The following is a 26,562-nucleotide window of genomic DNA, read 5'->3' as shown; positions in this document are numbered from 1 at the left end:
GAGGGGAACTGAATGACCGAGTTTTTCGTACATGGTTTCAACACGTTGAGCCACGGGCTCGTCGGTTATGTGGTTCCCTTCCTATTTGTCCTGACCATCGTCGTCTTCTTTCACGAGCTCGGCCATTTCCTGGTCGCCCGCTGGGTCGGCGTCAGGGTGCTGACCTTCTCGCTCGGCTTCGGGCCGGAGCTGTTCGGCTTCAACGACCGGCATGGTACGCGCTGGAAGCTCTCTGCGATTCCGCTCGGCGGCTATGTCAAATTCTTCGGCGATGACAGTGAAGCTTCCACGCCCTCGACTGAGACCCTCTCGGGCATGACGGCGGAGGAGCGGAAGGGCAGCTTCCATCACAAAAAGGTCGCGCCGCGCGCGGCGATCGTCGCCGCCGGCCCGATTGCCAATTTCATCCTGGCGATCGTGATCTTCACCTGCCTGTTCACCTTCTTCGGCAAGCCGAGCACCACGGCGCAGGTCGATAAGGTCGAGCCGGGAAGTGCCGCGGCGGTCGCCGGTTTCCAGGTTGGTGACGTCATCACCGCGATCGACGGTACTACGATCGGCAGCTTCTCGGACATGCAGCGCGTCGTCAGCATCCACGGCGGCGATCAGCTCACTTTCACCGTCAAACGCAGCGGTTCCACGATCCAGTTGCAGGCGACGCCTGAGCTTCGCGACATCAAGGATCCCTTCGGGAACACCCACCGGCAGGGCATCCTGGGAATCACCCGCGCCACCGCTCCGGGCGAGCAAGTGACCGAGCGGGTCGATCCCGCCACCGCGCTCTGGCTCGGGGTGAAGGAGACCTGGTTCGTGGTCGATCGGACACTGTCCTATATCGGCGGTGTGTTCACCGGGCGCGAGGCGGCAAACCAGGTCGGCGGGCCGCTTGGGATCGCGCGAATCTCGGGCCAGGTCGCCAGCATCGGCATTGCCGCTCTGATTCACCTTGCCGCCGTGCTCTCGATCTCGATCGGGCTTCTCAACCTGTTCCCGGTACCGCTGCTCGATGGCGGTCACCTTCTGTTCTATGCGGTCGAGGCGATCCGCGGCCGGCCGTTATCTGAACGCGCACAGGAAATGGGGTTCCGAATCGGCCTCGCTCTGGTGCTAATGCTGATGGTGTTCGCGACTTACAACGACATTCTCCATCTCGCGGCATCGTGAAACGGCTTTTTTGTGGCGTTGCCTAACGGCAACGTCTTGGAATGAAAATGGAATTGTACAGCCGTCAGTCGGTTGCCGACGTAACAAAATTGGCTACAAGCTGTGCAGCAAGGTTGGGAATCTGCCGGTCCGTTGGGGAACGGGCCGGCCGTGGAATGATAAGGGCGCGGTGCGCATGATTGTTGGAATGCGAGTGCGGGGGGGCTTGCTTGCCGCTCTGATCATGTTCGCTGTGCCGGTGGCTGCCTCTCTGGCGGCAATGTTTGTGTCTGCGCCTGCCGTTGCGCAGACGGTGGAGTCGATCACGGTGGAGGGGAACCGCCGTGTCGAGGTCGAGACCATCCGCTCCTACTTCAAGCCGGGTCCGGGCGGGCGCCTGAGCCAGGCTGACATCGACGATGGCCTGAAGGCGCTGATCGAGACCGGCCTGTTCCAGGACGTTCGAATCACGCCCGCCGGCGGCCGGATCGTCGTCACCGTGGTCGAAAACCCCGTGATCGGCCGCATCGCCTTTGAGGGCAACAAGAAGATCAAGGACGACCAGCTTTCGGCTGAAATCCAGTCGAAGCCGCGCGGTACCTTCTCGCGCCCGATGGTGCAGTCCGATGCCCAGCGTATCGTCGAAATCTACCGCCGTTCGGGCCGCTATGACGTGCGCGTCAACCCGGAGATCATCGAGCAGCCGAACAACCGCGTCGACCTGATCTTCACCATCACCGAAGGCCAGAAGACCGGTGTCCGGTCGATCGAGTTCATCGGCAACAATTACTATTCCTCTTATCGCCTGCGCGACGTCATCAAGACCCGCGAATCAAACCTGCTGAGCTTCCTCGGCGGCGCCGACACCTACGATCCCGATCGGGTCGAGGCCGACCGCGACCTGATTCGCCGTTTCTACCTCAAGCACGGCTTCGCCGACGTGCAGGTGGTGGCCGCGCTGACCGAATACGATCCCGAAAAGAAGGGCTTCCTCGTCACCTTCAAGATCGAGGAGGGACAGCAGTATCGGGTGGCGTCCGTCAGCTACCAGTCTTCGATCGCGACGCTGGATCCGAACTCGCTGAGCTCGTTCTCGCGTGTTTCCGTCGGCTCGCTATACAACGCCGAGGCGCTGGAGAAATCGGTTGAGGAAATGCAGATCGAAGCCTCGCGGCGCGGCTACGCCTTCGCCGTCGTGCGGCCGCGCGGCGATCGCAATTTCGAGAATCACACGGTCTCGATCGTGTTCGCCGTGGACGAGGGCCCGCGGACCTATATCGAGCGTATCAATATTCGCGGCAATACCCGCACCCGCGACTACGTGATCCGCCGCGAGTTCGATCTCTCCGAGGGTGACGCCTACAACCGCGCCCTGGTCGACCGCGCCGAGCGGCGGCTGAAGAACCTCGACTTCTTCAAGAGCGTGAAGATCACCACCGAGCCGGGCTCGTCCAGCGACCGCGTCGTCCTGGTCGTCGATCTCGAGGAGAAGTCGACCGGCGACTTCTCGGTCTCGGGCGGCTATTCGACCACGGACGGTGCGCTCGCCGAAGTCAGTATCTCGGAACGCAACTTCCTGGGACGAGGCCTGTTTGCGAAGGCGTCGGTGACCTACGGACAATATGCGCGCGGCTACTCGCTGTCGTTCGTCGAGCCGTATTTGCTCGACTATCGCGTCGCGCTCGGTCTCGACCTGTACCAGCGCCAGCAACTCGCAAACAGCTACATTTCGTACGGTACCGAAACGCTCGGCTTCAGCCCGCGGCTAGGCTTCAGCCTGCGTGAAGACCTCGCGTTGCAGCTCCGCTACTCGATCTATCAGCAGAAGATCAGCCTGCCGTACCAGCTCGCGAACTGTAACAACAATCCCAACAACGGCCTGCTTGCCTTCAACCCGTCGCCGGCCTTCGCGCAACTGAACGGAATTCCCGCGGGAGGCACTGCGACAGCCGGGGGCCAGAGCGCCACCGACAGCTCCGGACTTGGCCTGTGGTGCTACAGCGACGGCGAAGCTTCGCTGCCGGTTCGCAAGGAGTTGCAGGGCGGCAAGACGCTCACGTCGGCGCTCGGCTACTCGCTCAACTACAACACGCTCGACAACAACAAGAACCCGACGGACGGCCTGCTGGTCGACTTCAAGCAGGACTTCGCCGGCGTCGGTGGTGACGTCAGCTACATCAAGTCCGCGATCGACGTGAAGTACTACACCCCGCTGGTCGCCGATATCGTCGGCCTGATCCATGCCCAGGGTGGTATTCTCAACCAGGTCGGCAACGATCAGATCCGGATGCTCGACCACTTCCAGATGGGTCCGAACCTGGTCCGCGGTTTTGCTCCGAACGGCATTGGTCCGCGCGACATCAACCCGTTCGGCACGATGGACGCGCTCGGCGGCACCAAGTACTGGGGCGTGTCGGCGGAATTGCAGATGCCGTTCTGGTTCCTGCCGAAGGAAGTCGGGCTCAAGGGGTCGATCTATGCTGACGCCGGTGGTCTCTATGACTACAAGGGACCGACGTCGTGGGCGCAGACGGGCGAGGTCAACGTGCCGGGCTGCATTCCGCCAACTGTCGGCAATGGGGTGGTCCCGTCCAATCCTGGAACCTGCCTCGGACTGCAGTACGATAATGGTAACGTCGTCCGCACCTCGGTCGGTGTCGGCCTGATCTGGCAATCGCCGTTTGGTCCGCTGCGGTTCGACTACGCGGTCCCACTTACCAAGGGTCAGTTCGATCGCGTGCAGCAATTCAAGTTTGGCGGCGGAACATCGTTCTAACCGCGATCGTCGGCCGCACTGCGACGGATGGAATGGCGCTGCCGATCTTCTTCAAGAGTCCCCCTTCGTCGACGCTGGCTGACATCGCCGCGTTGACGAAGGCGCATTTGGTCGATCCCGCCAGGGGCGATCATGTGATCAAGGGGCTTGCCTCGCTCGACGAGGCTGGCCCGATGCATCTGACGTTTTTCGACAATCTCAAATATGTCGACCAGCTCGCCGCAACCAAGGCCGGCGCTTGTCTGGTCAGCCCGCGCTTCGAGGCGGACGTGCCTGCCCATGTGGCCGTGTTGCGGGCCGCAAAGCCGTTCCATGCCTTCGTGCAACTGGCCCGGCAATGGCACAGCGACGCGCTCAGGCCGGGCTCGTGGTTCGGTGTCGAAGGCATCGCGCCGTCGGCGATTATCGACCCCACGGCGCATCTGGAGGACGGCGTGATCGTCGACCCATTGGCCGTGATCGGGGCCAGGGTCGAGATCGGTTCGGGGACTGTCGTCGGGGCGGGCGCCGTGATCGGGGCCGATGTCAAGATCGGACGCGACTGCAATGTCGGCGCCAAGACCACGATCCAGAACACGCTGATCGGCAACAACGTGCTGATCCATCCCGGCTGCAACATCGGCCAGGACGGCTACGGCTTCATCTTCTTCGGGCCCGACGGCCATCTGAAGGTGCCGCAGACCGGTCGGGTCCTGATCCAGAACAATGTCGAGATCGGCGCTAGTTCCACCATCGACCGCGGTAGCCTGCGCGACACCGTGATCGGCGAGGGTACTAAAGTCGACAACCAGGTCCAGATCGGCCACAATGTGACCATCGGCAGGCACTGCTTGCTGGCGGCCCAGATCGGGCTCGCGGGTAGCCTGACCATTGGCGACAATGTCGCGCTGGGCGCCAAGGTGGGCATCAACAACCATCTGAAGATCGGCGACGGCGCCCAGGTCACCGCGATGAGTGCCGTGAAGGACGACATTCCAGCCAACGGCCGCTGGGGCGGTCACTTTGCCAAACCGACCAAACAGTGGTTTAGGGAGATCCTTGCGGTGGAGCGCTTGGTGCGTGACGGTGCGCCGAATTCGAAAGGCGAGGAAAGGGAGTGATGGAGGAGTCACCGGTCAGGTTCGAGCTTGTGGACATCAACGACATCCTCAAGACGCTGCCGCACCGCTATCCGATGTTGTTGATCGACCGGGTCATCAACATCCGCGCCGACTATAGCGGCATCGGCGTCAAGAACGTCACGTACAACGAACCATCGTTCCTCGGGCATTTTCCCGAACGTCCCGTCTATCCCGGCGTGATGATGATCGAGGCCATGGCGCAGACTGCCGGCGTGATCGGCATCAAGTCGGTGGAGGGCACCGAGAAGCCGCGCGCGGTCTACTTCCTCACCATCGACAAGTGCAAATTCCGTAAGCCCGTGATGCCCGGCGACACTATCGAGTACCACATGCGCTCGATCGGCCGCCGCAAGACCATGTGGTGGTTTCACGGCGACGCCAAGGTCAACGGTCAGATCGTCGCCGAAGCCGATGTCGGCGCGATGCTGACGGATTGATCGGCTCGGGGCGCCTTCAATCTTCGTCCCGTGTACCGCGCGCTGCAATATGCAGTCATCATACGTCACTGGACATGCCGGGCAATGTCGCGCTAACAGCCGGAAAATTCGATTGTTTAGCGCGCTTGCGCATCAACCAGTAGCGGGCCTGTCGTAATGAGCATGATCGATCCCACCGCGCGGATTGCGGATGGCGCCGTGATCGGCGAGGGTACCTCGATCGGCCCCTATTGCATCATCGGCCCTAACGTCGCGATCGGCGCGAACTGCAAGCTTGATGCGCATGTGACCGTCTCCGGCCATACGTCGATCGGCGCGGAGTGCGTGATCTCGCCGTTTGCAGTGTTGGGCGGGCCGCCGCAGGATCTGAGCTACCGCGGAGAACCGACGCGGCTTGAGATCGGCACCGGCTGCACCATCCGCGAAGGTGTGACGATGAACATCGGCACGGTGAAGGGCGGCGGGCTGACGCGCATCGGCGACCGCGGCTATTTCATGAACAACAGCCATGTCGGTCATGACTGCATGGTCGGCAATGATGTGATCTTTGCGACATCAGCCACGCTTGGCGGTCACTGCGAGATCGGGGACTTCGTCTATATCGGCGGGCTCTCGGCCGTGCACCAGTTCACCCGGATCGGGCGACAGGTGATGGTCGGCGGCGTCTGCGGCGTGCGCGACGACATCATCCCGTTCGGCCTCGCCAACGGCCAATATGCCGTGCTCGAAGGTCTCAACATCATCGGCATGAAGCGCCGCAAGTTCACCAGGGAGCGGCTGGTGACCGTCCGCGCCTTCTACCAGAAGCTATTCCATGGCGAGGGCGTCTTCGCCGAGCGATTGGCCGCGGTGCAGCCGCTGGCCGCCGAGGATCCGGCGATCGCCGAAATCCTCGCCTTCATCGGCAAAGGCAAGCGGCCGCTCTGTCTTCCGGCTGTCGACGGCAAGCACTGACGCGAGGGGCGCCCGAGCCATGACGTCAGCGGCTCCAGCGATTTCCTCTCCGGTTGGCGTCATCGCAGGCGGCGGCGCCATGCCGTTTGCGGTCGCGGAGTCGCTCGCCAAACGCGGTATCGCGCCGGTGCTGTTCGCATTGCGCGGCGCGTGCGATCCGGTCCGTGTCGAGGGGTTCCGCCATCGCTGGATTTCGGTCGGCCAGCTCGGGCGGGCGACCAGATTGTTTCGCGAGGAGGGCTGCCGCGACCTGATCTTCATCGGCACCTTGATGCGGCCGGCGCTGTCGGAAATCCGGCTGGATCTGAAGACGCTCCGTGTTCTCGCAAACGTCATCCGCGCGTTTCGAGGCGGTGACGATCATCTGCTATCGGGGGTGGGCCGCATTCTCGAGCAGGATGGATTTCGCATGGTCGGGATCAAAGATGTCGCCCCGGATCTGCTGATGCCCGAAGGTTGCATCACGCGCACGACGCCGGCCGTCAACGCCAGCGCCGACATTGCAAGGGGGCGCGAGGTGCTTGCCGCGCTCAGCCCGTTCGACATCGGCCAGGCTGCGGTTGTGATCGACGGGCATGTGGTCGCGGTCGAGGACATCGAGGGCACCGACGGGCTTCTGGCGCGTGTGACGCGGCTGCGTGCCGACGGCCGCATCCGCGCCCCGAGCGGTCGCGGCGTGCTGGTGAAGGCGCCCAAGAGCAGCCAGGATCTGCGCTACGATCTGCCGACAGTCGGGCCGCGCACAGTCGAGGGCGCCGCGAAAGCGGGCCTTGCCGGGATTGCCGTCATTGCCGGCAATACGCTTGCCGCCGAACCGCAGGCGATGATCGAGGCTGCGGACGCAAGACGGCTGTTCGTCATCGGTGTGCCAAGCTGATGCACGGCCGCGCCCCAGACATCACGCGCAAGATCTTCCTGATCGCGACCGAGGAATCCGGCGATCGCCTCGGGGCGGCGCTGATGAAGGTGCTGCGCCAGCGGCTCGGCGATGCCGTGCAGTTTGCCGGCGTCGGCGGCCGCATGATGGCGCGCGAGGGCCTCACGTCGCTGTTTCCGATCGAAGAACTTTCGATTGTCGGCCTTGCCGCTGTTGTGCAGCAGTTGCCGAAAATCCTGCGATTGATCCGGCACGCTACGGATGCCGTGATCGATGCGGCGCCGGACGTGCTGGTCATCATCGACAGCCCCGACTTCACCCATCGCGTCGCCCGTCGCGTCCGGGCGCGCAATCCTACCATTCCGATCGTCGACTATGTGTCGCCGTCGGTCTGGGCCTGGCGACCGGGCAGGGCGCGCGCGATGCTCGGCTATGTCGATCACGTGCTGGCGCTGTTGCCGTTCGAGCCGGAAGAATATCGCAAGCTGCGCGGGCCGCCCTGCAGCTATGTCGGCCATCCCCTGACCGAGCAGTTTGCCTCGCTGCGGCCGAACGACGAGGAAGCAAAGCGGCGCGATGCCCAGCCACCGGTCCTGCTGGTGCTGCCCGGGAGCCGGCGCAGCGAGATCAGGCATCATCTCGCGCTGTTCGGCGAAACGCTAGCGCGATTGCGCGCAAGCGGCGTTGTGTTCGAGCCGGTCCTTCCGACCATGCCGCATCTGGAAGCTGTGATCCGCGAGGCTGTGCAGGGCTGGCAGGTCAAGCCGCAGATCGTGGTCGGCGAGAGCGAGAAGCGCGCCGCGTTCAGGATCGCACATGCCGCGTTCGCCAAATCCGGCACCGTGACGCTGGAGCTGGCGCTGTCAGGCGTTCCGATGGTGACGGCCTACCGCGTCGGCGCCATTGAGGCCTTCATCCTGCGCCGCGCGATCCGCGTGCCATCGGTGATCCTGGCCAATCTCGTGATCGGCCGGGAGGTGATCCCGGAATTCCTGCAGGAGAACGCGACGCCCGAAAAGCTGTCGCAGGCGCTCGGCGAGGTGCTCGCGGATTCCGCGCTGCGCCGCAGCCAGATCGAGGCCTTCGCCACGATGGACACGATCATGTCGACCGGCGACCAGCCGCCAAGCGTTCGCGCCGCCGACATCGTGCTGGCGACGATGCGGAACGGCCGGCAGACGAATTAGACTAAGCAGGGTGTTTCAGGCGTTGTAGTCCGGCCAGTCAATCGCGTGCTGTCCGATAGACTTGCCGGCAGGCAAACGGTCGCTTTCACGGATCTGGCCAGTGACTACGCACTTATAGCCTTGGCGAAGCTAAGAACATGCGTGGTGACGAGCCGGCGCATGTCGTCGGGGTCCGAGGCTGCCTCGCGCAGGCCGCGCAGGCCGTATACCAGAACACGGGCGAGATCCGCCGGGGTCGCATCCAGATGCGAGTTGGTGACCGCGTCGGAGATCAGCTCGGTCACCAGAGCCTGGAAGTTCGCATAGACCTGCCGGACCGCTGGGAAGCGCAAATCGAACAGATCGGCGGCGTCCGGGTGCATGGCCGCCAGCTCCACTCCGTGCAGGCCCCAAGCGAGGCACGCGTGCAGCAGCTTGGATTCAAGGTTCGGTAGCGTCGACAGAACAGCGGCGATCTCGGTCAGCTTGCGCTGATCCATGTGTGCGATCACCCGATTGAAAGCGGCTTCCTTGTCTGGGAACACGAGATAAAGAGCGGGTCGGGACATCCCCGCTTTAACGGCGATGTCGCCCATGGTGGTGCGCGCGTAGCCGTAACGGGTAAACACCTCGGTCGCGCCGTCCAACGCCCGCTCTTCCTTTGATCTATTCAGCGCCATCGCGCCAAATTCCTCACTGATTAATGTTGCTAGTTTGACTATCTGACATTAATACGAAAATTGTCAATTTGTGGGGAGATTTTCGTGGAAATGAACGAACTCACGAAGGAAGCCTTGGACGCTGCGGAGCGCGCGGTCGGCGAGGGTCCAGTGGTGATGATCAATCTACTTTGGTTCCGCAACGCTCCCGACTACCCCGCTGGGTTCGAGGGCGCCAAGCCGAACGCCCGCAGCGCCTATTATGAAGGCTATGCGGGTGCTTTCAGGACAATAGCCGAAGATCTCGGCGTCGCCTCCCAGGTCGTTTATGCGGGCAACCGGCTGAACGGACTGCTCGCCGGGCCGAACGATGATTGGGACGACATCGTCGTCGTGCGCTATGAGCGTTTCGCCGACCTTAGAAAGATCGTGGAAAGCGACGCCTACGACCGAACCGCCACCCCGCATCGGCTCGCCGGGATCGCCAACTGGCGCTTCTTCGCCGCTCGAGGTCGATGATATCGGAAACGGCCCCCGCCGCTGGTGTGGGGCGCACTAGAGCATTTTCGGTTCTGATGGAATTAGAACCGAAGCTCTAGATTCTTGTTTTGACGCGTTTTCTTCACGCGAACCGGTGTCCTTCGCTCGAAAGCGCTCTAGTCGAGCCAGCCGTCGTTCACGGCCCTCTTTCAGCACGCCGGCGCGCATCAGCCCCGTCGTCATTCATCCATTGAGCTCCCGGACTAACCGATCAGATCTCCATCGGCCCGCTTAGACCATGCCTCGCCTTCAGCGAGGGCTACTTGTTGCTGTTGCAACTTAGTTGCATAAAGCTTGCCTAGTGGAACCGCCTGTGTCAGTCCTGACTGCGAGTAACTCGCAACTGGGGTGAGGCGACTGTGGGAGTGAGGCGTCAGATCGGGGATTTGGGGGAGGTCTGCAATGGAATTGCGAATGCATCGCAATTGCATCTCTCTGCTTCCAGTCGACGATCCCCGGTGTCAGTGGTGGTGGGCTTGGTGGCTGCGTTTCTGGTTTCCGCGTCTGCCGCCGCCGCTTCGCTGAACGGCATTCCCCCGTCGTCGATCGCGACCAGCCTGCCGGACGAGGGCGATCCCACCGGCGTGCGCAAATGGCTCGCGGAACGCGGGATCAGTTATGGGCTGATCTACACCGGCGAAGCGTTGCGCAACCTGTCCGGAGGCGTGCGGCGCGGTGGGCTCTATGAGGGCAAGCTCGAGGCCTTCGTCGCGGCCGACCTGGAGAAGCTCGCGGGGTGGTCAGGGTTGGGTTTCTTCGCCAACGCCTTCCAGATTCATCATACGGCGGGGCTGCGCGACCAGCATTTCGAGAGCCTGATCACGATCAGCCACATCGAGGCTGTGCCGTCGACACGGCTGTCCGAGCTATGGCTGGAGCAAAAATTGTTCGACGATCGCTTCAGCATCCGCCTCGGCCAGCTTGCGGCGGACACCGAGTTCTTCGTCAGCGACTATAGCAAGACGCTCATCAGCAGCGATTGGCCGACAATCGCCGGTGGCAATTTGCCAAGCGGCGGTCCCGCTTATCCTCTCGCAACGCCGGGCATCCGGCTGAAATTCGATCCCAGCCCAAGCTGGACGACCCTGGTCGGATTGTTCAACGGCGATCCAGGCGGGCAGGCGACCGTCAATCGCGCCGGCACCAATTTCCGCGTGAACGATCCGCCCTTGCTGATGGGGGAATTGCAGTATCGCTACAATCAGGACAAGGATTCGCGCGGGCTGGCCGGCACGCTGCGGGTTGGCGGATGGCACCACTTCGGGATGTTCGCGGACATGAGGTTCGACGATGCCGGCCTTTCGCAGGCGAGCCCGTTCAGCAGCGGGAACGCTCGTCTGTTTCGCGGGTCGAGCGGCATCTACGGCATCATTGATCAGCAGATCTGGCGCCCCGAGGGCGGGGATGCCGCAAGCGGCATCGCCGTGTTCAGCCGGATCTCGGGCACTCCATCGGATCGCAACCTGATCGACTTCTTCGTCGACACCGGAATCGTGTTCTCAGGACTGCTGCCCGGCAGACCCGACGACAAGTTCGGAGCGTCGTTCATCTGCGCGCATATATCCGATCGGGCGCGCGCGCTCGATCGCGACATCATCGGCCTAACTGGAGTCCAACAGCCGCTTAGAGATTTCGAGCTCACGATTGAGCTCTCCTACCAGGCTCAGATCAAGCCAGGCTGGACGCTTCAGCCGGTCTTTGAATACATCGTCCATCCCGGTGGACACGTTCCTGATCAGGTCTTGCCGAATTCGCCGGTGAAGAGCGGGGCACTGATTGGCGTACGCAGCACGATCGCGTATTAGCGAGCCGTCGGCGGCGGAGATCGCAGCCCGCGGCAAACAAAAACGGCGCCATCAGAACGATGGCGCCGCCTCGAATTTCGCAGAAAGCTTGAAACTTACTTCCGCTTGTCGATCGGGACGTATTCGCGGCGGGCGACGCCGGTGTAGAGCTGGCGCGGGCGGCCGATCTTCTGCTGCGGATCCTCGATCATCTCGCTCCACTGGCTGATCCAGCCGACGGTGCGCGCGACCGCGAACAGCACGGTGAACATGTCGACCGGGAAACCCATCGCCTTCAGCGTGATGCCCGAATAGAAGTCCACGTTCGGATAGAGCTTGCGGTCGATGAAGTACTGGTCGCTGAGCGCGATCTTCTCCAGCTCCATCGCCACCTTCAGCATCGGATCGTCGCCGTGGCCGGTCTCCTTCAGCACGGCATGACACATCTTCTGCATGATCTTGGCGCGTGGATCGTAGTTCTTGTAGACGCGGTGGCCAAAGCCCATCAGGCGGACTTCGCTGTTCTTGTCCTTCACCTTGGCGATGAAGTCCGGAATGTTCTCGACCTTACCGATGCCGTACAGCATGTTCAGCGCGGCTTCGTTGGCGCCGCCATGCGCCGGGCCCCACAGGCAGGCGATGCCGGCCGCGATGCAGGCGAACGGGTTGGCGCCCGAAGAGCCGGCGATGCGCACCGTGGAGGTCGACGCATTCTGCTCGTGGTCGGCGTGCAGGATGAAGATCTTCTCCAGCGCGTCGGCGAGCACCGGGTTGATCTTGTATTCCTCGCAAGGCACGCCGAAGCACATATTGAGGAAGTTCTCGGCGAACTTCAGCGAGTTCTTCGGATACATGAAGGGCTGGCCGATGGTGTATTTGTAGGCCATCGCCGCCAGCGTTGGGATCTTCGCGATCATGCGCATGGAAGCGATCATGCGCTGCTGCGGATCATTGATGTCGGTGGAGTCGTGGTAGAACGCGGCGAGTGCGCCGACGGCAGCGACCATAATCGCCATAGGATGGGCGTCGCGGCGGAAGCCCTGGAAGAAGCGCGCCATCTGTTCGTGCACCATCGTATGATGGGTGACGCGGTAGTCGAAATCCTTCTTCTGCGCCGGAGTCGGAAGCTCCCCGTAGAGCAGGAGATAGCAGGTCTCCAGGAAGTCGCCATGCTCGGCGAGTTGTTCGATCGGATAGCCGCGGTATTCGAGGATACCGGCGTCGCCGTCGATATAGGTGATCTTGGACTGGCAGCTCCCCGTCGAGGTGAAGCCCGGGTCGTAGGTGAACACGCCGGCCTGGTTGTACAGCTTGCCGATGTCGATGACATCAGGACCGACGGTGCCACTCAGGATCGGGAAATCGTAGGTCTTGTTGCCGATCGTGAGGGTAGCTGTTTTGCTGCTGGATTGTGCGTCCATCGTGTAGTCCCCGATGAATTTGTTGCGAAAATCGAGCCTGCCCGGGTTGCCGTTTCTACGGCGGATGTCGGGACAAGCCGGATTGTCTAGAAGGCCTCGCGGAATGCGTAGCTTATTGCCCTGTGCGCTGCAAGGTGGACCCTCGGAGGGGCATGGCAGGGGGCTTTACGCAGCCGACTGATCGCCCAGCCGGGCAAGACTTTCCTCCCGCCCCAATACCGCCAGGACATCGAAAATACCCGGCGAGGTGGTGCGTCCGGTCAATGCCACCCGGAGCGGCTGCGCGACGGCGCCGAGCTTGAGATTGTTCTGCTCCGCGAAATTCCGCATGGCGGCTTCCGTCGTCTCCAGCCGCCAGTCGGTGACCGTCTCCAGCGCCGCGCGAAGCTTCCCGATCAGCGCGCGCGTTTCCGGCGTCAGCAGCGCGGCGGCCTTTGGCTCGATCTGGATCGGCCGGTCGGCGAAGATGAAAGAGGCGCCGGCGATCAATTCGAGCAGCGTCTTGGCGCGCTCCTTCAGGCTCGGCATCGCCCGCAGCAATTGCGCACGCGTCTCCTCGTTGAGCTTGGCTTTGATGGCGGCGCCGTCGGGAACGTAGTCCAGCACGTTCTCGAACTGCGTCACGAGAGATTGATCGTCGCTGTGCCGGATATAGTGGCCGTTGAGGTTCTCCAGCTTGGCGAAGTCGAACCGCGCCGCTGAACGGCCGATCGACGGCAGGTCGAACGCCTCGATCATCTCCTGCGTGGAGAATATCTCCTGGTCGCCATGGCTCCAGCCGAGCCGGACCAGGTAGTTGCGCAGCGCCGCCGGCAGGTAGCCCATCGCCCGGTAGGCATCGACGCCGAGCGCGCCGTGGCGCTTGGAGAGCTTTGAGCCGTCGGGGCCATGGATCAGCGGGATATGGGACATGCTCGGGATGTTCCATTCCAGTGCGTCGTAGATCTGCTTCTGGCGCGCGGCGTTGATCAGGTGATCGTCGCCGCGGATGACATGTGTCACGCCCATGTCGTGGTCGTCGACCACCACCGCGAGCATGTAGGTCGGCGTGCCGTCGCCGCGCAGCAGGACGAGGTCGTCGAGGTTCTCGTTCTGCCAGACCACGCGGCCCTGGACCTGATCCTCGATCACGGTCTCGCCGGTCAGGGGCGCCTTCAGCCGGATCGTGGGTTTCATCCCGGCCGGCGCGTCGGCCGGATCACGGTCGCGCCACATTCCGTCGTAGAGGCGGGTGCGGCCCTCGGCGCGCGCTTTCTCGCGCATGGCGGCAAGTTCCTCTGCCGTGGCGTAGCAGCGATAGGCGCGCCCCGCGGCGAGCAACTGCTCGGCGACCCCGCGGTGGCGGGCGGCGCGGCTGAACTGGTAGATGACCTCGCCGTCCCAATTCAGCTCGAGCCAGGTCAGGCCATCCAGGATGGCCTCGATCGCCTCTTTGGTGGAGCGCTCGCGGTCGGTGTCCTCGATCCGGAGCAGCATCTTGCCGCCGTGCTTCCTGGCATAGAGCCAGTTGAACAGCGCGGTGCGGGCACCCCCGATATGGAGGAAGCCGGTCGGCGAGGGGGCGAAGCGTGTGACGACGGAATCAGACATGACCGGATGCGGGCTCGGGCTTGAACGGCGCTGGTGTATAGCAGGAACAACGCATAACTAAAGCCTTGGCCTTACCAAAGCCTTGGCTGTCCACTTGGGCTGTCCCAAGGCAGCCTCGAAAGCGGCAGCCTCGAAAGCGGGCTTGGCGGGCCGGGGCGAATTTGGCAGAAGGGCGGCTGATCCCTTTTTTGAGCATGATCTTTCGGGAAAGCGGCTTCCGGTTTTCTGGACCATGCATAGGAACCCTCGATGACGACAGAACCAGTGGCGGCAGAAGCGGTGGCGGCGGAGACCGGACGCGATTTCATTCGCGACATCGTCCAGGCTGACCTCGCGTCAAAGACGCACAGCCACGTCGTGACGCGCTTCCCGCCGGAGCCGAACGGCTACCTGCACATCGGCCACGCCAAGTCGATCGCACTTAACTTCGGCATCGCGCAGGAGTTTCCCGGCCACTGCAACCTGCGCTTCGACGACACCAATCCGACCAAGGAGGAGCAGGAATATATCGACTCGATCCAGGCCGACGTGCGCTGGCTCGGCTACGACTGGGGCGATAACCTCTATTTCGCCTCCGACTATTTCGAGCGCCTCTACGAATGGGCCGAGGAACTGATCAAGCAGGGCGATGCCTATGTCGACGACCAGAGCCAGGAGGAGATTCGCCTCGCGCGCGGCACGCTGACCGAGCCCGGCAAGAACTCGCCCTATCGCGACCGCTCGGTAGAGGAGAACCTCGACCTGTTCCGCCGCATGAAGGCCGGCGAGTTCCCGAACGGCGCGCGCGTGCTGCGGGCCAAGATCGACATGGCCTCGGGCAACATCAACATGCGCGACCCGGTGCTGTACCGGATTCTGCACGCACACCATCCGCGCACCGGCGACACATGGTCAATCTATCCGAGCTATGACTATGCCCACGGGCAGTCGGACGCGATCGAGGGCGTCACGCACTCGATCTGCACGCTCGAATTCGAGGATCATCGCCCGCTCTATGAATGGCTGCTCGACAAGCTGCCGGTGCCGTCCAAGCCCAGGCAGTACGAATTTGCGCGCCTGAACCTGACCTATACGCTGCTCTCCAAGCGCGTGCTGACCCAGCTCGTGCGCGAGGGACATGTCGCCGGCTGGGACGATCCCCGCATGCCCACGATTGCAGGCTTGAAGCGGCGCGGCGTGCCGCCAGCGGCGATCCGCGAGTTCATCAAGCGGATCGGCGTGGCCAAGTCCAACAGCGTCGTCGACGTCGGCATGCTGGAGTTCTGCATCCGCGAGGAGCTGAACCGCACCGCGCTCCGGCGCATGGCGGTGCTGCGGCCGCTCAAGGTGGTGATCGAGAACTATCCGGAAGGGCAGGTTGAGGAGATCGAGGCGATCAACCACCCCGACGATCCCACGGCCGGCACCCGCAAGATCGCCTTCGGCCGCGAGCTCTATATCGAGCGCGACGACTTCATGGAGAACCCGCCGAAGAAATTCTTCCGCCTCTCGCCGGGCACCGAAGTGCGGCTACGCTACGCCTATTTCATCAAGTGCACCGGCGTCATCAAGAACGACGCCGGCGAGGTCGTCGAGCTGCGCTGCACCTATGATCCCGCGACCAAGGGCGGCAATGCGCCCGACGGCCGCAAGGTGAAGGCGACCATGCACTGGCTGCCGGCGGCGCAGTCGAAACCGGCCGAGATCCGCATCTACAACCAGCTCTTCGCGACGCCCAGTCCGGACGCCGGCAACTTCGCCGCCGACCTTAATCCGCAGTCGCTGGAAGTGCTGACGGACGCGCGCATCGAGCCAGCGATCGCCGAGAGCAATTCGAACGAGGTAATGCAGTTCGAGCGCCAGGGCTATTTCGTGCGCGATGCCGACTCGACGTCGGACAAGATGGTGTTCAACCGCACCATTGGACTCCGCGATACCTTCGCCAAGGAAGTCGGCGGCAAGAGCTAGGGGCGGGCGAGATGCAGGGCGAAGCCGAGGAGATCGTCTCCGCCATCATGGCAAAATGGTCCGCCGGCTTCAGCAGGCTGGATGCCGCAGCACTCGCTTCGCTCTATTCGGAGCGCGCGTTCTTCTTCGGCTCCAATCCGACGCTCTATCGCGGCAGGGAAGGGGTTGCGGCCTACTTCAACGGCCTGCCGCGATGGCGCTCGCCGACCGTTCAGTTTTCCGATGTGCGCGCGGCGCAGGTCAGCCCTGATCTCATCAACATGGCTGGCACCGCGTCATTCTTTCTGGGCGAGAGTGATCCGACGCTCTCAGTCAAGATCACCTGGGTCATCGTTCGTGAAGACGGCGACTGGAAAATCGCCAGCCATCACGTTTCATCGAAGACGCCGCTGATTGACCAATAGGCCGGTCACCCGGGCGGTCGTCGCTAGATGTCGTAATAGAGGTGGAACTCGTACGGATGCGGGCGTAGCCGGATTGGATCGACCTCTTTCTTCCGCTTGTAGTCGAGCCAGGTTTCGATCACGTCGGCGGTAAAGACGTCGCCACGGAGCAGGAAGGCGTGATCGCGCTCGAGCGCGTCGAGGGCCTGGTCCAGCGATCCGGGCGTCGACTTCACATCCTTCGCCTCGGCGGGCGGCAGGTCGTAAAGATTCTTGTCGATCGGGCTGCCCGGGTCGATCCGGTTGTTGATGCCGTCGAGGCCGGCCATCAGCATCGCGGAGAAAGCCAGATAGGGATTGCACGAAGGATCCGGCGAGCGGAACTCGACGCGCTTGGCCTTCGGATTCGGCGAATACATCGGAATGCGGCAACAGGCCGAGCGGTTGCGCTGGGAGTAGACCAGGTTGATCGGGGCCTCATAGCCCGGCACCAGGCGCCGATAGGAGTTCGTGGTGGGCGCGCAAAGCCCGCACAGCGCCCAGGCGTGGGTCAGGAGACCGCCGATATAGTAGCGGGCAAGCTGGCTCAGCTCGGCATAGTCGCCCCTGTCGTAGAACAGATTGGCCTCGCCCTTCCACAGCGACTGGTGAACGTGCATCCCTGAAGCGTTGTCCTCGAACAGCGGTTTGGGCATGAACGTCGCGGTCATGCCATGCTGCTTCGCGGTGTTCTTCACCACGTATTTGTAGATCATCAGATTGTCCGCCATGCGCGTGAGCGTGGTGAAGCGCATGTCGATCTCGTTCTGGCCGCCGGTCGCGACTTCATGGTGATGGGCTTCGATCTGGATGCCGAGTTCTTCCATCGTCAGCACCATTTCGGTGCGGAGATCCTGCATGCTGTCGGTGGGGGGAACGGGAAAGTATCCTTCTTTCGGGCGCGGCTTGTGGCCCAGATTCGGCGCTTCCTCCTTGCCCGTGTTCCAACTGCCTTCACCGGAATCGATTTCGTGGAAGGCGTAATTGATGCCCTGTCCGTAGCGGACGTCGTCGAACACGAAGAACTCCGCCTCCGGACCGAAGTAGCTCGTATCGGCGCGCCCGGTGCCCTTCAGATGGGTCTCGGCCTTCTGGGCGATGTAGCGGGCATCGCGGCTGTAGGATTGACCGGTCACGGGATCGCGGATGTTGCAGATCAGGACCAGGGTCGATGCCAGCGAATACGGGTCGAGGAAAGCCGTGGTCGGATCCGCGACGACAAGCATGTCGCTTTCCTGGATTTCCTGAAAGCCGCGGATCGATGAGCCGTCGAAGCCAATGCCCTCGCTGAGAGCATCGATACTCGCCGCGCTCGGCGGGACGGAAAAATGCTGCCACACCCCCGGCAGGTCGGTGAAGCGCAGGTCGATCATCTGCACCTTCTCATCGGTGATCGCCTTCACGAGATCTTCGGCTGTCGTACATCTGGGAAACATGGCTTCGCTCCTGTCATGGAGAGCCGGTCACTAGAGGTCATGTTGTCGCTCCGCCGCGTGTTAAAGCGGCTTGCGACGAATCCTGCGCGACGTTCGCGGTTGCCGCACCGGAGCGTCAGCTTTGGTGCGGCCCGCGCATCAGCTTCATGGCGTCTTCGATATGCCGCCAGGTCTTGGCGAGTTCGACCTCGCCCTTTGCCTCGAGCTCGATGGCATTCTGCGCAGCTTCCGCAATGGCCTTGGCGCCATGTGCTTCCAAGAGCTGCCGCGCATAATCGTGGATTTCGATTTCTCGCATGGCGCCATGCTCCTCTCGTTCTGGACGCAACCTTGAATTCCGGTCGGGCCGAGAGCCGTAGACGTTGACACCTGATTGAGCGCAGCAGTTTGCATCCTGCTGCGGCGCACTTGCAAGCGTGCTTTCCGGGTGATGGGCGCTGGGGTGAGGGAGCGGCTCCGGAGCAGCGGCAGCGGCAACACAACGCAGGTGGGGCGGTTATCTTTCCGGCGGCGCTTCACCATATGCATGGGAGAGGGGAGGTGAGCGTCATGCGCATTCAACACTGGCAGGACGTTGCCAGCTTGTTGGTGGGTGTGTGGCTGGTCGGGTCGCCGTTTGCCCTGGGCTTCGGCGGAGCGGCCGTCTGGATCACCATCGCGCTTGGGTTGGCTGTCATCCTGTTTGCCGTCGAGGCATTTGTCATTCCGTCCTATCTGGAGGAATGGGGAGAGATGCTGCTCGGACTGGCTCTGCTCTTGGCACCGTGGACGGTCGGCTACGAGCAGGTCTCGGCGACGGTAAGCAGCGTGCTGTCGGGCATGCTGGTGATCCTCTTGGCCGGATGGGAGCTGCTGACGGATCGTGATTTCACCGCCTGGTGGCACGATCGCTGGCATCACCGCGCCGGCTGAGAAGGCAGGTTTGGCCGAGCCATCGGTCCGACCGCTACGCGGTAGCGGCCGGCGCGAGGGGGATTGTTGCGGCAGAGGTGTCGATCCGCTCCTGCCGGATGTTGGATTCCCCCGCCGCAGGGCTTGGTAGCCCCGCGGCAAGGGCTATTGGGCGTCACGATGCGGTTCTCGGTTCGACCTGCTCCCAGATGCTGGTCTTGTTCGTCTCCGGCATCAGGAAAACGGCGAGCACGAAGCAGATCGCAGGAACTAGGATCGGATAGATCAGCGCGTAGCCGACGCTGCCAGTGGCGGCGAAAGCCGCCGAGGTGATGAACGGCACCAAGCCGCCGCCCCAGCCATTGCCGATGTGATACGGCACCGACACCGAGGTGTACCGGATTCTGCTGGGGAAGAACTCCGCCAGGAACGCGCCGACCGGCCCGTACACCATCCCGACGTAACAGACGAGGATGAAGATGATGAAGATTGCGATCGGATAGTTGATGTTTCCGGGCTGCGTGACCGTTCCGAGCCACAGATACAGCGGATAATAGGTGATCGCGGCAAGCAGCATGCCTCCCAGGATCACCGGTTTGCGGCCGATCAGGTCCGACAGCCAGCCAAAGAAGATCAGGCTCGGCGTCGCAAGTAGCAGCGCAGCCCCGACGATGTACGACGAGGTCAGCGCGTCCACCTTGGAGACCTGCTGCAGGAAGTACAGCGCCCAGAACTGACCGCTGTACCACACCACGCCCTGTCCGATCAGGACGATGATGGCGATTCCGATGTATTTGATGTTCGAGCTAAGGAACGCCTCCTTCCAGGGATTCCTGGTCATCTGCCCGCGGGCCTTGATCTCCTGGAAGATCGGCGTCTCCTGGAGCTGGAGGCGGATGTAGATGGCGATGGCCACCAGCAGGAATGACAGCAGGAACGGAACGCGCCATCCCCATTCGTTGAAGGCCTGATCGCCGAAATAGATCCGGGTCAGAATGATCACGGCCAGCGACACCACGATCCCGAGCGTCGGCGAGGTCTGGAGCCAGCCTGTGTAGTAGCCGCGTCTGTCGTCGGGCACATGCTCGGCCACATAGGTGATGGCGCCGCCATACTCGCCACCCAGGCACAAACCCTGGATCATGCGCAGCCCGAACAGCACGAACGCGGCGGTGAGACCGATCGACTGGTAAGTCGGGATCAGGCCGATCGCGCCCGTTCCCAGTCCCATTCCGGTGAGCGTGATGAGGAACGTGTACTTGCGGCCGACTCGGTCGCCCATCCATCCGAAGAGGAATGCTCCGAGCGGACGGATCAGGAATCCTGCAGTGAATAGGGCGATCGTGCTCAGCAGGGCTGCGACGGGGTGGGATTGTTCGAAGAACTTGACCGACAGAACGGCGGCCAGGCTGCCAAAGATATAGAAGTCATACCATTCGATGATGTTTCCGACCGACGCGGCAACGATCACCCGGCGAAAATCGCTCGGTACCTGAATTGCCATGTGCTGCTCCTTTGGTTCAAAGGCTTCTCCTCGCGTTTTTCAGCGCTCTGTTCGCTCGCGGAGTGCGCGTGATGCGTGACGCTACAGGCCTGATTTGCGAGTTGCGTCCGCAACGCCGGTCTCAGGGAAGCCTTGAACCACCTGAGAAGGGCTCCAGCGGTCTTCGAACCGCGAGCCACCACTGCCTCTTTCCCATCTGTCCGAGTGGAGGCGTGACGGTACTCTAATCCTCAATGGGACTGTGGCCTTATGAGACTTTCGGCTCAATCGGGCTTGGAGCGCTAAGATCGGAAACGCGCCGGCAGGACGTTCTTTCCTCCGTATTCCGCATCTGTTCCGCTATCCCGCGGATACCCGGTTCCGGTAGCTTTGTTGAAGCAGGAATACTCAGGGCGGAGGATGTCGGACGAGGGCAGGACGCCGGGCGGCAGGCGCGGCTATGCCGGCACCTGGCCGCCCCGCGAGGCGGTGGCGCCGGCGGGTGGTTATGCCCCGATCGGCGTCGGCGCCTGGCCGCCAATCGTCGAGACGTTGCGCCAGTGGATCCGGGCGGAAGCGGGCGCCGGACGGCTTCTGCCCTGGGTGCCGGTCGCGTTCGGCTGCGGCATCGCGCTTTACTTCGCCGCCGACCATGAGCCAGTGCTGTCGGTCGCGGCCATCGTCGCCATCGCGCTATGCGCTGTCGCGTTCCTGCTCAGGCGGCGGCAGGCGTTCGCTGCCGCCGTCATCATTGCCGCCGTTGCGTCGGGTTTTGCGGTTGCCACCTGGCGCACCGCGCGGGTCGCACATGGCGTGCTGGCGCGGCCGATGTTTTCGGTGTCGCTCACCGGATTTGTCGAGACCCGTGACATCCGCGAGCGTACCGACCGTTTCGTGCTGCGCGTCGCGAGCATCGAAAGCCAGCGCGGCGCGCCGAAGCTCGAGCGTGTCAGGCTGTCGGTGAAGAAGGGCACTGCCCCTGACGTCGGCAGCTTCGTCGAATTGAAGGCACGGCTGCAGCCGCCGCTCGCTCCCTTACGGCCCGGCAGCTACGATTTCAGCCGCGATCTCTATTTCCAGGGCATCGGCGCCTCCGGTTTCGTACTCGGCGCGATCAAGACGACGGCGTCGCCGGAAGGCCGCGGATTTGCGCTGCGCTATGCGGCGTTCATGCAAGGCATGCGCGATGCGATCGATGCGCGGATCCGCAACGTGCTCGAAGGCGACAATCGCGCGATCGCGACCGCACTCCTGACCGGCCGGCGCGATGCGATCTCCGAGCCGGTGAATGATGCGATGTTCATTTCGGGGCTCGGCCACGTGCTCTCGATCTCGGGCTATCACATGGCGGTGGTCGCGGGCGTGGTCTTCTTCGCAGTCCGCGCCTTGCTCGCACTGTTCCCGGTGCTCACTGTGGGCTTTCCGATCAAGAAATGGTCCGCCGCGGCGGCGCTGGTCGCTGCCGCCTTCTATCTGCTGCTGTCGGGAGCGGAGGTCGCGACCCAGAGATCGTTCTTCATGACGGCAGTGGTGCTGATCGCCGTCATGGTCGACCGCCGCGCGGTGACGTTCCGGACGCTCGCCGTCGCGGCCATGATCGTGCTCGCGATCGCACCGGAAGCACTGGTTCATCCGAGCTTTCAAATGTCGTTTGCGGCCACCCTCGGGCTGGTGGCGCTGGTGCAGATTGGCATGCCGCATCTGTTTGCCGCGCCCGATCATTCCGCGACCGCGCGGATCGCGCTGTGGGGCGGGCGCGAGATTGCGATGCTGCTGCTGGCCTCGCTGGTAGCGGGGCCGGCGACCACGCCCTATGCCGCCTTTCACTTCCATCGAGTGGCGCCCTTCGGCGTGCTTGCCAATCTGGCGGCGATGCCGGTGGTGTCGGCGCTGGTGATGCCGGCCGGGCTCCTCGGCTTGCTGGCGATGCCGTTCGGTTTCGACGGCGTGTTCTGGGCGATCATGGGCAGCGGCATCGACTGGATGATCGTGGTTGCGCAATGGGTCGCCGCGCTGCCGGGCGCAGTCGGCCACGTCAGTGCGTTCGGGATCGGCCCGCTGATCGCCGCGAGCCTGGGCGTCATCCTGCTCGGGCTGTTGCGCACGCCGCTGCGCTTCGTCGGCGCGGCGGTGCTTCTCATTGCGGTGGTCTGGGCGGTGAGGGCGCCGCAACCCGACATCCTGATTTCCGGCAACGGCCGCAATGTCGCCGTTCGCGGCGGTGACGGGCGGTTGCACCTGATGCGGACCGCGAAGGACGCGTTTCTCGCCAAGGAGTGGCTTGCCGCGGATGCCGATGCCCGCACTGCAAGCGACCCGTCGCTCACGGAGGGCGTCTCATGCGATGAGGGCGGCTGCGTGACCCCGGCCGCGGGCGGCGCGTTCATCGCGCTCACGCAGCGATCCGAGGCGCTCGCGGACGATTGCGAACGGGCGGTGCTGATCGTGACCGCACGGCCGGTGCCACAAGGCGGTGCGGCGGCGGTCATCGATGCCGAGCGCCTGCGGCGGCAGGGCGGGCTGGCGCTGCGGCGGAACCGGAACGGCTTCGTCATCGATGCGGTCAAGCCCGCCGGCCTCGACCGGCCGTGGTCGCCTGCGGTGTCAGGCGAAGGCGAACCCGAGACCACGATCCGGATCCAAGGGGCACCCGCGCCGCGCGCCATCGATGCGACCCCGTCCGAGTCCGACCTGCAGCCGGAAGACTGAGCGCTCCCGTCAATCTCCACCGGCGTTGGCCGGCAGCTCGAAGGCGCCGAGCCGAAATTCGTCCGGACCGCCCGAATGCGACGGCACTTGCACGAGCGTGAAGCTCGCATCCGGAAATCGCTCCCAGATCGCGAGATCTTCCGCTGCGACGGTGAGCCAGCCGAACCTGAACATGTATCGGCCGGGCTGGGCCACCCGTCCGGCTTTTTGCCATGTGATCTTGGTGACCACCGATCATGCCCCTTGCGAATAGTTCAACAAAAAACCGCATGCGCCCCCGGATGGCCTCCGGGGCCGCTCGAATACTTTGCTTTTCACCCGCGGCAACGTCCCGCCGGCCGAGACCGGCGGCGCACGCTGCCCGAAGCTCTCAGCCGATGAACAGCGGGTTCGGCGCGGGGCGCTGCTCGACCGCCTTCGGTGCCGGCTCTGCAACATGATGCGTCACTGGCAATTGCAGCACGGTGGCCCGCTGCCCTTCGCAGAGCTGGGTCACCAGCACATGGCTGCCATCGGGGAATTCGATCGCGTCGTGATGACGATCCCGAATATGCGCATCGATCTGGTTGAACTTGCCGACACGGAAGCCGGTCGTCTTGGTCCAGATCCAGCGATTGTCGTAGCGGACGTTATCGGCGAACGCGAGTTCGGTCCCGGGAAGCATGCAGACTGCGACCGTCGGATCGCTTTCCGAAGCGAAGCCGCGGGTCGAGGTACCGCGGAAGGTGGTGGTGATAAGCGTCTCTCCGACTTGGGCGGGACGCGTCGCCACGGCGTGCAGGCTATAGTCACACATCGGATTGCTCCTCATTCGAGATAGCCGACCCGTGCCTGGGAAGAGGCGCAGGCCTCTATCAGAGTGGACGATAACTTATAAGCCTCTGCTCCGTTCTTGGCATTTGTACGGCCCGCGCCCTCTAGCCGTTCACAAACACGATAGGAGGCGCTGCCGGACATCTCCTTGCACCGAGAGTGCCCCGGCGAACTTACCGGGGCTCTTATTCTAATCACTCTAAATCGTTCTTGTCAGTGTCCTTGAGGGCAGAGCACCCACCAAAGTACCAGACGAGCTGCTGCGTCCTCGTCGGCTCAGTACTTGCGATAAAGCCCGATCAGCTTGCCCTGGATCCGCACCCGGTTCGGCGGCAGGATGCGGACTTCGTAGGCCGCATTGGCAGGCTCAAGCGCGATTGACGCGCCGCGGCGACGGAAGCGCTTCAGCGTCGCTTCCTCCTCATCGATCAGCGCCACCACGATGTCGCCGGTGTTGGCGGTGTCGTTACGCTGGATCAGCGCCATGTCGCCGTCGAGGATGCCGGCCTCGACCATGGAATCGCCGCGCACCTCGAGCGCATAGTGCTCGCCGGAGCCGAGCATGTCGGGCGGCACGCTGATGGTGTGGCTGCGGGTCTGCAGCGCCTCGATCGGCGTACCCGCCGCGATCCGGCCCATCACGGGAACGGCGACGGGACGGTTGCCATCATCCTCGGCCACGGCCGCGCTGGTCGTGCGCTTGCCGAGCGTGCCCTCGATGACGCTTGGCGTGAAGCCGCGGCGACCGTTGCCGGCGGCGGAGAGCTCGGGCAGTTTGATCACCTCGATCGCGCGGGCGCGGTTCGGCAGGCGGCGGATGAAGCCCCGTTCCTCCAGCGCCGTGATCAGGCGGTGGATGCCGGACTTCGAGCGCAGGTCGAGTGCGTCCTTCATCTCGTCGAACGAAGGAGGCACGCCGGCCTCTTTCAGCCGTTCGTTGATGAAACGCAGAAGTTCATACTGTTTGCGCGTAAGCATCGCGAGCATTCCCCCGGTTGGTAGCGTCGTTCGATCCGAGACTTGAGAAGAGCTGATCTCGGGAGTCACGCACTCCCATTCGTAGACAGCGAGTTTCGAAACAAATCATGAACGGACACTATATGTTCGATATGTGTTCCGCAACCACTTAATTTCTGGTGAACGCGACCAGAGATGCTCGGGCAGGTGTCGGTCGCGACGTCATTCGGGCAATCGGAGAATGTCGCAAGGCGCGCCTTTTGCTGCGGCTGGCGCGAATGGCGGACGGATCACAAGTGCCTGCGCCGCAGTGAGATTCCCAAGCAGCGAACTGTCCTGCTTGGTGACCGGCGTTGCGATCAGCGTGCCGTCGTCGCGCTCTTCGAGTAGCGCACGAAGATAATCTTCGCGCTGATCGTTGGCGGCGAGATCGCGGCCGAGCAGGGCGCTTTCCGTCACGTGATGAATCGCCGAGCGGCCGAGCAGGGCCCGAATCAACGGCACCAGGAACAGATAGGCGCAGACATAGGACGACACCGGATTGCCGGGCAGGCCGATCACTCGCATCGCGCCGAGCCGGCCATGCATCATCGGCTTGCCCGGCCGCATCGCGATCTTCCAGAACGCCATGGTCACGCCCTCGGCCTCGAGCGACGGTTTGACGAGGTCATGGTCGCCGACCGAAGCGCCGCCGGTGGTGATGAGGATGTCGGCGCCCGCGGCATGCGCGCGGCGGATGCCGTCAGTGGTGGCGGCAACCGTGTCGGCGGCGACCCCCAGATCGATCGCTTCAGCGCCTTCCGCACGCGCCATCGCCCGCAGCGCATAGCCGTTGGAATAGACGATCTGGCCTGGACCCGGAGAGGTGCCCGGCATCACGAGTTCGTCGCCGGTCGCGAGCACGGCGACCTTGGGTCGGCGCCGCACGGGGAGTTCCGGATAGTTCATTGACGCCGCCAGCGACAGCGCGCGGTCGGTCAGCCGGCTTCCGCGCCTCAGCAGCACGTCACCCTCGCGGAAATCGACGCCGGCGGGCCGGATATGCCGCCCGGCGACAGCGGCCTCGGTGATGGTGATGTGATCGCCATCGACCCGGGTGTCCTCCTGGATCACGACCGCATCGGCGCCGGCGGGAATGACGCCTCCGGTGAAGATCCGTGCCGCTTCCCGCGGACCAAGTTCCCGATCGAACGGCCGGCCCGCGGCGACTTCGCCGATCACCTTCAGCCGCGCGCTCAAGTCGGCGGCGTCGGCGGATCGCACCGCATAGCCATCCATCGCCGACATCGCCAGTGGCGGCTGAGTACGCTTTGCCGCGACGTCACGGGCAAGCGTGCGGTGATAGGCGGCATCGAGCGCGACCATCTCTTCCGGCAATGGTTCCGCGCCGGCGAGGACCGCGGCTAGCGCATCGGCGACCGGCATCAGGGCCACGG

Annotated in this window: 23 protein-coding genes; 13 read left to right on the top strand and 10 right to left on the bottom strand. The window is 63.4% G+C overall.

The window, feature by feature from the left end; genetic code table 11:
- Positions 1-12: 12 nt before the first annotated feature.
- From rseP to lpxB, 7 genes are all read left to right on the top strand, one after another.
- A complete protein-coding gene (gene rseP / locus ACZXDY_RS04295) occupies positions 13-1,164 on the top strand; it encodes an RIP metalloprotease RseP (RefSeq protein ID WP_130229730.1) in 1,152 nt (383 codons plus the stop codon).
- Positions 1,165-1,339: 175 nt separating this feature from the next.
- Positions 1,340-3,919: an outer membrane protein assembly factor BamA gene (bamA, locus tag ACZXDY_RS04290; RefSeq protein WP_130229731.1), complete on the top strand. Its 2,580-nt coding sequence runs from the start codon at positions 1,340-1,342 to the stop codon at positions 3,917-3,919.
- Positions 3,920-3,951: 32 nt separating this feature from the next.
- A complete protein-coding gene (gene lpxD, locus ACZXDY_RS04285) occupies positions 3,952-5,019 on the top strand; it encodes a UDP-3-O-(3-hydroxymyristoyl)glucosamine N-acyltransferase (protein WP_464344636.1) in 1,068 nt (355 codons plus the stop codon).
- A complete protein-coding gene (fabZ, locus tag ACZXDY_RS04280) occupies positions 5,019-5,477 on the top strand; it encodes a 3-hydroxyacyl-ACP dehydratase FabZ (protein ID WP_028162751.1) in 459 nt (152 codons plus the stop codon). The genes lpxD and fabZ overlap by 1 nt, the downstream gene beginning before the upstream one ends.
- Positions 5,478-5,633: 156 nt before the next feature.
- Positions 5,634-6,431, top strand: a complete 798-nt coding sequence (gene lpxA / locus ACZXDY_RS04275) for an acyl-ACP--UDP-N-acetylglucosamine O-acyltransferase (protein WP_028162750.1) — start codon at positions 5,634-5,636, stop codon at positions 6,429-6,431.
- Between the two features lie 19 nt (positions 6,432-6,450).
- A complete protein-coding gene (locus ACZXDY_RS04270) occupies positions 6,451-7,308 on the top strand; it encodes an LpxI family protein (protein ID WP_464344635.1) in 858 nt (285 codons plus the stop codon).
- The gene (lpxB, locus tag ACZXDY_RS04265) at positions 7,308-8,495 is read left to right on the top strand and encodes a lipid-A-disaccharide synthase (protein WP_464344634.1); all 1,188 of its coding nucleotides are present in this window, start codon (positions 7,308-7,310) and stop codon (positions 8,493-8,495) included. The genes ACZXDY_RS04270 and lpxB overlap by 1 nt, the downstream gene beginning before the upstream one ends.
- 104 nt (positions 8,496-8,599) lie before the next feature.
- On the opposite strand, the gene ACZXDY_RS04260 is transcribed toward lpxB, so the two are convergent.
- Positions 8,600-9,154 (bottom strand): TetR/AcrR family transcriptional regulator, encoded by a 555-nt coding sequence (locus ACZXDY_RS04260; protein ID WP_464344633.1) that lies wholly within the window; start codon positions 9,152-9,154, stop codon positions 8,600-8,602.
- A 90-nt stretch (positions 9,155-9,244) separates the two neighbouring features.
- On the opposite strand from ACZXDY_RS04260, the gene ACZXDY_RS04255 reads away from it, so the two are divergent.
- Together ACZXDY_RS04255 and ACZXDY_RS04250 are read left to right on the top strand one after the other, a co-directional pair.
- A complete protein-coding gene (locus tag ACZXDY_RS04255; protein WP_464344632.1) occupies positions 9,245-9,652 on the top strand; it encodes a hypothetical protein in 408 nt (135 codons plus the stop codon).
- Positions 9,653-10,152: 500 nt separating this feature from the next.
- A complete protein-coding gene (locus ACZXDY_RS04250; RefSeq protein ID WP_464344631.1) occupies positions 10,153-11,478 on the top strand; it encodes a carbohydrate porin in 1,326 nt (441 codons plus the stop codon).
- A 95-nt stretch (positions 11,479-11,573) separates the two neighbouring features.
- Here the strand turns inward: ACZXDY_RS04250 and gltA are convergent, their stop codons facing one another.
- Together gltA and gltX are read right to left on the bottom strand one after the other, a co-directional pair.
- Positions 11,574-12,878 carry a citrate synthase gene (gene gltA, locus ACZXDY_RS04245; RefSeq protein WP_028162745.1) on the bottom strand — a complete coding sequence of 435 codons (1,305 nt, stop codon included), beginning with the start codon at positions 12,876-12,878 and terminating at the stop codon, positions 11,574-11,576.
- Between the two features lie 165 nt (positions 12,879-13,043).
- Positions 13,044-14,468 carry a glutamate--tRNA ligase gene (gltX, locus tag ACZXDY_RS04240; protein ID WP_464344630.1) on the bottom strand — a complete coding sequence of 475 codons (1,425 nt, stop codon included), beginning with the start codon at positions 14,466-14,468 and terminating at the stop codon, positions 13,044-13,046.
- Between the two features lie 249 nt (positions 14,469-14,717).
- Between gltX and ACZXDY_RS04235 the strand changes: the two genes are divergently transcribed.
- Positions 14,718-16,415 (top strand): glutamine--tRNA ligase/YqeY domain fusion protein, encoded by a 1,698-nt coding sequence (locus ACZXDY_RS04235; RefSeq protein WP_464344629.1) that lies wholly within the window; start codon positions 14,718-14,720, stop codon positions 16,413-16,415.
- Positions 16,416-16,426: 11 nt separating this feature from the next.
- A complete protein-coding gene (locus ACZXDY_RS04230) occupies positions 16,427-16,819 on the top strand; it encodes a YybH family protein (RefSeq protein ID WP_028162742.1) in 393 nt (130 codons plus the stop codon).
- Between the two features lie 23 nt (positions 16,820-16,842).
- Here ACZXDY_RS04230 and glnA read toward each other — a convergent pair whose 3' ends face one another.
- On the bottom strand, positions 16,843-18,273 hold the full coding sequence (glnA, locus tag ACZXDY_RS04225) for a type I glutamate--ammonia ligase (RefSeq protein ID WP_464344628.1): 1,431 nt from the start codon (positions 18,271-18,273) through the stop codon (positions 16,843-16,845).
- A 115-nt stretch (positions 18,274-18,388) separates the two neighbouring features.
- Entirely contained in the window at positions 18,389-18,571 is a 183-nt protein-coding gene (locus ACZXDY_RS04220; protein ID WP_028162740.1) for a hypothetical protein, read from the bottom strand.
- Positions 18,572-18,822: 251 nt separating this feature from the next.
- Between ACZXDY_RS04220 and ACZXDY_RS04215 the strand changes: the two genes are divergently transcribed.
- Positions 18,823-19,185: an SPW repeat domain-containing protein gene (locus ACZXDY_RS04215; RefSeq protein WP_063623362.1), complete on the top strand. Its 363-nt coding sequence runs from the start codon at positions 18,823-18,825 to the stop codon at positions 19,183-19,185.
- A gap of 154 nt (positions 19,186-19,339) precedes the next feature.
- On the opposite strand, the gene ACZXDY_RS04210 is transcribed toward ACZXDY_RS04215, so the two are convergent.
- Positions 19,340-20,668, bottom strand: coding sequence for an MFS transporter (locus ACZXDY_RS04210; RefSeq protein WP_028162738.1), 1,329 nt, complete (start codon positions 20,666-20,668; stop codon positions 19,340-19,342).
- 399 nt (positions 20,669-21,067) lie between these two features.
- Between ACZXDY_RS04210 and ACZXDY_RS04205 the strand changes: the two genes are divergently transcribed.
- Positions 21,068-23,356 carry a ComEC/Rec2 family competence protein gene (locus ACZXDY_RS04205; RefSeq protein WP_464344627.1) on the top strand — a complete coding sequence of 763 codons (2,289 nt, stop codon included), beginning with the start codon at positions 21,068-21,070 and terminating at the stop codon, positions 23,354-23,356.
- Positions 23,357-23,365: 9 nt separating this feature from the next.
- Here the strand turns inward: ACZXDY_RS04205 and ACZXDY_RS04200 are convergent, their stop codons facing one another.
- The 4 genes from ACZXDY_RS04200 to ACZXDY_RS04185 all read right to left on the bottom strand — a co-directional run bounded on the left by ACZXDY_RS04200 (position 23,366) and on the right by ACZXDY_RS04185 (position 26,560).
- Positions 23,366-23,587 carry a hypothetical protein gene (locus tag ACZXDY_RS04200; RefSeq protein ID WP_028162736.1) on the bottom strand — a complete coding sequence of 74 codons (222 nt, stop codon included), beginning with the start codon at positions 23,585-23,587 and terminating at the stop codon, positions 23,366-23,368.
- A 139-nt stretch (positions 23,588-23,726) separates the two neighbouring features.
- Positions 23,727-24,152: a hypothetical protein gene (locus ACZXDY_RS04195; protein ID WP_028162735.1), complete on the bottom strand. Its 426-nt coding sequence runs from the start codon at positions 24,150-24,152 to the stop codon at positions 23,727-23,729.
- A 293-nt stretch (positions 24,153-24,445) separates the two neighbouring features.
- Positions 24,446-25,147: a transcriptional repressor LexA gene (gene lexA, locus ACZXDY_RS04190; RefSeq protein ID WP_028162734.1), complete on the bottom strand. Its 702-nt coding sequence runs from the start codon at positions 25,145-25,147 to the stop codon at positions 24,446-24,448.
- 201 nt (positions 25,148-25,348) lie between these two features.
- Positions 25,349-26,560, bottom strand: coding sequence for a molybdopterin molybdotransferase MoeA (locus tag ACZXDY_RS04185; RefSeq protein WP_028162733.1), 1,212 nt, complete (start codon positions 26,558-26,560; stop codon positions 25,349-25,351).
- Positions 26,561-26,562: the final 2 nt, after the last annotated feature.

This window comes from Bradyrhizobium sp. LeoB3, from assembly GCF_055456055.1.
This window is presented reverse-complemented; position numbering and strand designations above follow the sequence as displayed.

Coding starts and splice junctions, on each gene's coding strand:
- ACZXDY_RS04230 (WP_028162742.1), top strand. CDS start 16,427: ATGCAGGGCGAAGCCGAGGAGATCGTCTCCGCCATCATGGCAAAATGG.
- ACZXDY_RS04270 (WP_464344635.1), top strand. CDS start 6,451: ATGACGTCAGCGGCTCCAGCGATTTCCTCTCCGGTTGGCGTCATCGCA.
- fabZ (WP_028162751.1), top strand. CDS start 5,019: ATGGAGGAGTCACCGGTCAGGTTCGAGCTTGTGGACATCAACGACATC.
- ACZXDY_RS04235 (WP_464344629.1), top strand. CDS start 14,718: ATGACGACAGAACCAGTGGCGGCAGAAGCGGTGGCGGCGGAGACCGGA.
- gltA (WP_028162745.1), bottom strand. CDS start 12,878: ATGGACGCACAATCCAGCAGCAAAACAGCTACCCTCACGATCGGCAAC.
- ACZXDY_RS04205 (WP_464344627.1), top strand. CDS start 21,068: ATGTCGGACGAGGGCAGGACGCCGGGCGGCAGGCGCGGCTATGCCGGC.
- glnA (WP_464344628.1), bottom strand. CDS start 18,273: ATGTTTCCCAGATGTACGACAGCCGAAGATCTCGTGAAGGCGATCACC.
- ACZXDY_RS04220 (WP_028162740.1), bottom strand. CDS start 18,571: ATGCGAGAAATCGAAATCCACGATTATGCGCGGCAGCTCTTGGAAGCA.
- lexA (WP_028162734.1), bottom strand. CDS start 25,147: ATGCTTACGCGCAAACAGTATGAACTTCTGCGTTTCATCAACGAACGG.
- lpxA (WP_028162750.1), top strand. CDS start 5,634: ATGAGCATGATCGATCCCACCGCGCGGATTGCGGATGGCGCCGTGATC.
- bamA (WP_130229731.1), top strand. CDS start 1,340: ATGATTGTTGGAATGCGAGTGCGGGGGGGCTTGCTTGCCGCTCTGATC.
- lpxD (WP_464344636.1), top strand. CDS start 3,952: ATGGCGCTGCCGATCTTCTTCAAGAGTCCCCCTTCGTCGACGCTGGCT.
- ACZXDY_RS04215 (WP_063623362.1), top strand. CDS start 18,823: ATGCGCATTCAACACTGGCAGGACGTTGCCAGCTTGTTGGTGGGTGTG.
- ACZXDY_RS04195 (WP_028162735.1), bottom strand. CDS start 24,152: ATGTGTGACTATAGCCTGCACGCCGTGGCGACGCGTCCCGCCCAAGTC.
- rseP (WP_130229730.1), top strand. CDS start 13: ATGACCGAGTTTTTCGTACATGGTTTCAACACGTTGAGCCACGGGCTC.
- lpxB (WP_464344634.1), top strand. CDS start 7,308: ATGCACGGCCGCGCCCCAGACATCACGCGCAAGATCTTCCTGATCGCG.
- ACZXDY_RS04210 (WP_028162738.1), bottom strand. CDS start 20,668: ATGGCAATTCAGGTACCGAGCGATTTTCGCCGGGTGATCGTTGCCGCG.
- ACZXDY_RS04255 (WP_464344632.1), top strand. CDS start 9,245: ATGAACGAACTCACGAAGGAAGCCTTGGACGCTGCGGAGCGCGCGGTC.
- ACZXDY_RS04260 (WP_464344633.1), bottom strand. CDS start 9,154: ATGGCGCTGAATAGATCAAAGGAAGAGCGGGCGTTGGACGGCGCGACC.
- gltX (WP_464344630.1), bottom strand. CDS start 14,468: ATGTCTGATTCCGTCGTCACACGCTTCGCCCCCTCGCCGACCGGCTTC.